Source organism: Dialister sp., from assembly GCF_051885895.1.
In the GTDB taxonomy this organism is placed as follows: domain Bacteria; phylum Bacillota; class Negativicutes; order Veillonellales; family Dialisteraceae; genus Dialister.
Genome location: NZ_JBJEXP010000109.1, coordinates 1 through 4549, shown reverse-complemented (window position 1 = coordinate 4549; position 4549 = coordinate 1). Strand labels below are relative to the sequence as shown.

The following is a 4549-nucleotide window of genomic DNA, read 5'->3' as shown; positions in this document are numbered from 1 at the left end:
TGACTTCGGCTTTTCCCTTCTCTTCATGGCGCCCCAGCCGTTCCAGCAGTGTCACAGTTTACATCCCCTTTTTATTGAAATAGTCAGCTTTGCGTAGAACGATTCCACGGATTATTCTCATCATACATGTAATAGGTAATTTCTTTTTTCTGAGGAAGCCCTATACCAACATTGGCTACTGCATTTATAAAACCATAATTGCCGGGATTCTTAATTAGATGCAGATAGACCTTCACGGAATATGGAGACTTATCCTCATCCTCATCAGGTACTTTGCTAAAATCCGGATTCTTTATGTCTTTTCCATCTTTATCAACCATGCTAAGTTGAATATCTGATTGTTTTTCCAAGATATATAAGTGAGTTGTAACTCCTCCATACCGATTATAATAATAATCTTCAATATCGCTAAAAGATGGCTTACGGACATTGTTATCAAAAGAAGAAACTGCTGCTTCCCTCGCAATCGTCCGTGCTAAATTATTATAAGTTACCCAATCCCCAAAATATAAACCGAACACTGCAATGGCTACAATGCATGCCATAAAAAGAGGAACCATCAAAGCGAATTCCACAATATCCTGTCCGCCCTGTTTTTTCATGATGGTCCCTCCTTTCATTCCATATGTCAAATTGATTCATTATTCTTTGGAAAAACGGCCAATACAGGATTGACCGTCTTTCCAAAGAACTTCTGCCTGCGCAGAAGCTCTTTGCACTTCGTCTGGAGAATTTTATGAGCCAGCAGACTGGCTATTAGCAGCTTCCATAAGGCTGTTAGCATTAGAGAATACGTTATTAATGCTGTTTGCCAGACCGGCCTGTTTATAAATCAGCCAGCCAATGCCAACGATAATAGCCAGCATCAGTGCATATTCGACCATGTCCTGGCCTTTTTCACCGAGATAAGGTCTGAAATAGTAATCATACATCTGTTTTGCTAAGGACATCATAGGAATTCACCCCCTCTCGTTGACTCGTTAAATGCAATAATATATAAAATATAAAAAGCCAAACGGCTTTCTACCATGAATAGGACCAAGGCTATACTTTAATATCCACAATCTTCCGAATAATAACAAAGCCGACAATCACCAGGAATACAGCACCGGCAATGGCCATCTTGCCGATAGTAGTAGTCAGAAGCGGTTCCAGATACTCCGGCGAAGAAATGTAGAAGAATAAAGCCAATGCTACAGGAATACAGGCAAGAACAATGCCTGACATTTTTCCCTGTGCGGTCAATGTATTTACTTCACGCCGAATACGGATACGCTCTGAAATCGTCTGGCGAATCGTGTCCAGAATGATGGCCAGATTTCCCCCTACCTGCTGCTGGATAAGGACAGCCGTCACTACCAGGGAAAAATCGGCACTTCCCACACGCTCATCCATATCATGGAGAGCCTCATCCAGGGATCTCCCCAGGCTTGTATCTCTCATGACTCTCTCGAATTCCGAAGACATGGGCGGTTCCATTTCCCGAGAAATGATTTCCATAGTCTGCAGGAAAGAAAAGCCTGCCCGCAGGGAATTCGCTACCAGGGAAAGGCAGTCCGCCAGCTGGCGCTGGAAATTATTAAGACGCTTGCTGATTCTTCGCTGTACAAACACAAAGTCTGCGGCAAGAAAAAGAAGGAGTGCCAGAAAACCGGTGACAGGATTAAAAGTCACCAGTGCGAAAATGACAAATACCAGAAGCGAGAGCCCTGCCGAAATGGCCAGAAACTCGGACCCAAGAAGAGGAAGCCCCGCCCGTACCATCATCAGATCCAGCCGGCTCCTTCCGGACACACCGGAGCGCTTGGCCTTCTCTGCAAAAATCTCATGGAGACGGCTCCGAAGCACCTCAAAGGGTGAAGCCTTGCGCACCACAGAAGGCTGGTAGCCGGAATACATCTGGATACGCTCCGCCACTTCTCTCCTCTGCCGCAGTACCGCCTGCAGCCCAAGGAAGAAAAGAATAAAGAACAGAAAGGCGAAAAGCAATGAAAATAAAAGTATCATCTAATATTCTCCTTCCTGACTGAATTATAACACGGGTGTGGAAATAAATTAAAGGGGAAATCATAAGAAACAAGGTTCTTATGATGGACCGGTCCGTTGGGCCGGAGGATTCTCAAATTGGCAGCCTCTTCGCGACTGAGTGTTGTGGTGGCGCCCTGTGGGCGCAGGTTTTATATCTAAGATAATGTAGACTCTACTTCCCGCCTCCCACTGTCATTCCGAACGCAGTGAGGAATCTCGGTACATACCGCAGTTGAAACACCTGTCATTAAATACCAGTTGTCGGGAAGGGGCCGCCGCCGCAGCCCCCCATCTTGTGCACATCCTGCATAGGATGTGCAAGTCAGCCTCTACAAATTTCGCTCACTTACCACCCCAAAGGGGCGCAAGGGTTAGCTGCACTATCTTCTTTGCCCCTTGAGGGGCCATAGGGTGTACGGGGTAGAGCATCGCTTTGACACTCCATCGCACTCCTCACCGCCAAACGGCGGCCCGCTTGACAAGGAACGTCATTTTCGGTTCTTACCATAGAACACCCCCGCGCCACTGCGTGGCCCTCTTCCCCTGAAAGGGGGCGCAAGGCCACTTTGCGGGATAATGGGCACCAGCCCACTACACTCCTCATGCCTTCAGGCCTGTCACCCTTACCGCCCTTCTGCTATCTCATCGGCCATGCTATCCACAGCCAGGGAGAAGGGGTTATTGGGATCCTGGTCTATGAGCAGTCGGCCGTTGTCGGCGGCTGAGGAGACAGCCAGGTATTCGTTGGGGAGGATATGAGCCACCGGGAAGCCCAGGGCTTTGGAGAAGACCTCTTTTTCTTCGTCCGTACAAGGAGAAACACGGGTGAATACCGGGCGGATGCGCTCCTTGTAGTCGTCCCAGCAGCGGAAGATTTCAAAGGCCCGCTTCATGTGTTCCACTTCGTAGCCGCCGTTGACCATAGCCATGAGCACTGTCTTGTCGGACAGTTCGCAGGCCGTGCAAGCCACGTCGGAAAAACCGGAGGACAGGTCAAGAAGCACATAGCGGAAAATGCTTTTGGCCATTTTGATAAGGCTGGTCATTCCTTCCATAGTCACCGTTTCCGCCAGGTCCGGCTTGGATGCGCCGCAGAGGATGGAGAGGTGGTCATTCACCGGCACAAAGTAGGATTTCAGTGTCACCGGGGAAAGAAAGGAAATATCACGCACCGCTTCCACAATGGTGCTCTGGGGAGTAAGGTTGAAGAAGACGGACATATCGCCGAACTGGAGATCCCCGTCGATGATGGCGACAGACTCTCCTGTTTCTCTTGCCAGGGCGGCGCCCAAGTTGGAAATGAGGGTGGTTTTGCCGCTCTTCCCTTTGGGGCTGAAGAAAGCCACCACCTCTGAATGGTGAGCAGCGGCGGAATTACCCAGATTCTGCACAGTTTCCCGAAGTTCTTCACCGGTGAAGGGTTTAATCATGAAACCGCCGGCGCCGGAGCGCATGAGGCGGGATTGGGCTTCGGAGTCCCACTTCCGGCTCATGCCGATAATGGCGGTATGGGGATAGGATTTTTTCAGGTCCGGCAGAAGAGCGCCGTTTCTTTCATTATCAATATCAAGAAGGATGAGTTCCGGCTTGAATGCCTGCATCTGCCCCAGGGCATCGCCGGCATTTCTATAGCGGGCACTCAGGTCAAAGCCCGGTGTATTTTTAATCACACTGGAAAGTCGTTCCAGCATGACCTGGTTTTCTTCGATAAGGACGGTTCTGTATGCCAAAATCCTTCACCTCCTTTAAGAAAACAGACGGGACAGCCAGCTGCCGTGGTCGTCGGCCTTTTCTTCTTTTCGTTCCGTTTCCGGACGGACATAGCCGTCTACGATGGAAATGAATTCCTTTGCCAGCGGCGTATGCCGGGCCTCCAGCACGAAGGGCACGCCGCTTCGGATGGAATTCTGGGCAGTCTGGAAATCATTGGGAAGGACGTAGTCGAAGTGCTTACCCAGGATGGCCTCCACATCTTCCACGTCAATTCGCGTCTTCGCATTGCTTCGATTCAGCAGGTACCGGATTTTGCTGTCATCATAGCCCAGCTCCTTCAGCGTATCGCTGCCGCGCTTCATGTTCTTAATGGTAGGGATGAAATCTACGATGCCGACAAAATTAATCAATGTAGAAAGGTCCATCATGGACAGGTTCAGGGCGCTGAAGGTGGACGTGGTATCGATAATCACATAATCATACTCCAGCTGCAGCTGCTGCACCAGAGAGCGGATAATGCCGTTATCCATATTGTAGGCTTCTTCCATGAGTTTCGGATTCGTCAACACATCGAAGGAAACTCCGCCGGCGGTATATTTCGTTAGAAACTCCACCACCACCGTATCCTGGGGATTTGCCTTCATTGCCCGCTGAGCATCAGCAATGGTCTTCTTCGGATTGAGCTTCAGATAGTAGCATATATCTCCGAACTGCAGGTCCAAATCCACCAGACACACCTTCATCCCCTGCTTCGCCAGCTCCGCCGCAATATTAACAGCAATCAGCGACTTTCCAACCGCATAAGCCG

General features: G+C 49.5%; 5 protein-coding genes. All 5 read right to left on the bottom strand.

Features of this window, described 5'->3' with window-relative positions; genetic code table 11:
* Positions 1-83 precede the first annotated feature (83 nt).
* Complete coding sequence (locus ACI4N7_RS09310) at positions 84-602, bottom strand: TadE family protein (RefSeq protein ID WP_439733085.1); 519 nt, start codon at positions 600-602, stop codon at positions 84-86.
* Between the two features lie 132 nt (positions 603-734).
* A complete protein-coding gene (locus ACI4N7_RS09305) occupies positions 735-953 on the bottom strand; it encodes a Flp family type IVb pilin (protein ID WP_439733084.1) in 219 nt (72 codons plus the stop codon).
* Between the two features lie 91 nt (positions 954-1044).
* On the bottom strand, positions 1045-2007 hold the full coding sequence (locus tag ACI4N7_RS09300) for a type II secretion system F family protein (protein WP_439733083.1): 963 nt from the start codon (positions 2005-2007) through the stop codon (positions 1045-1047).
* A gap of 644 nt (positions 2008-2651) precedes the next feature.
* Complete coding sequence (locus ACI4N7_RS09295) at positions 2652-3758, bottom strand: response regulator (protein WP_439733082.1); 1107 nt, start codon at positions 3756-3758, stop codon at positions 2652-2654.
* Positions 3759-3773: 15 nt separating this feature from the next.
* On the bottom strand, positions 3774-4549 hold a 776-nt coding region (locus tag ACI4N7_RS09290; RefSeq protein WP_439733081.1), incomplete at its 5' end, for an AAA family ATPase.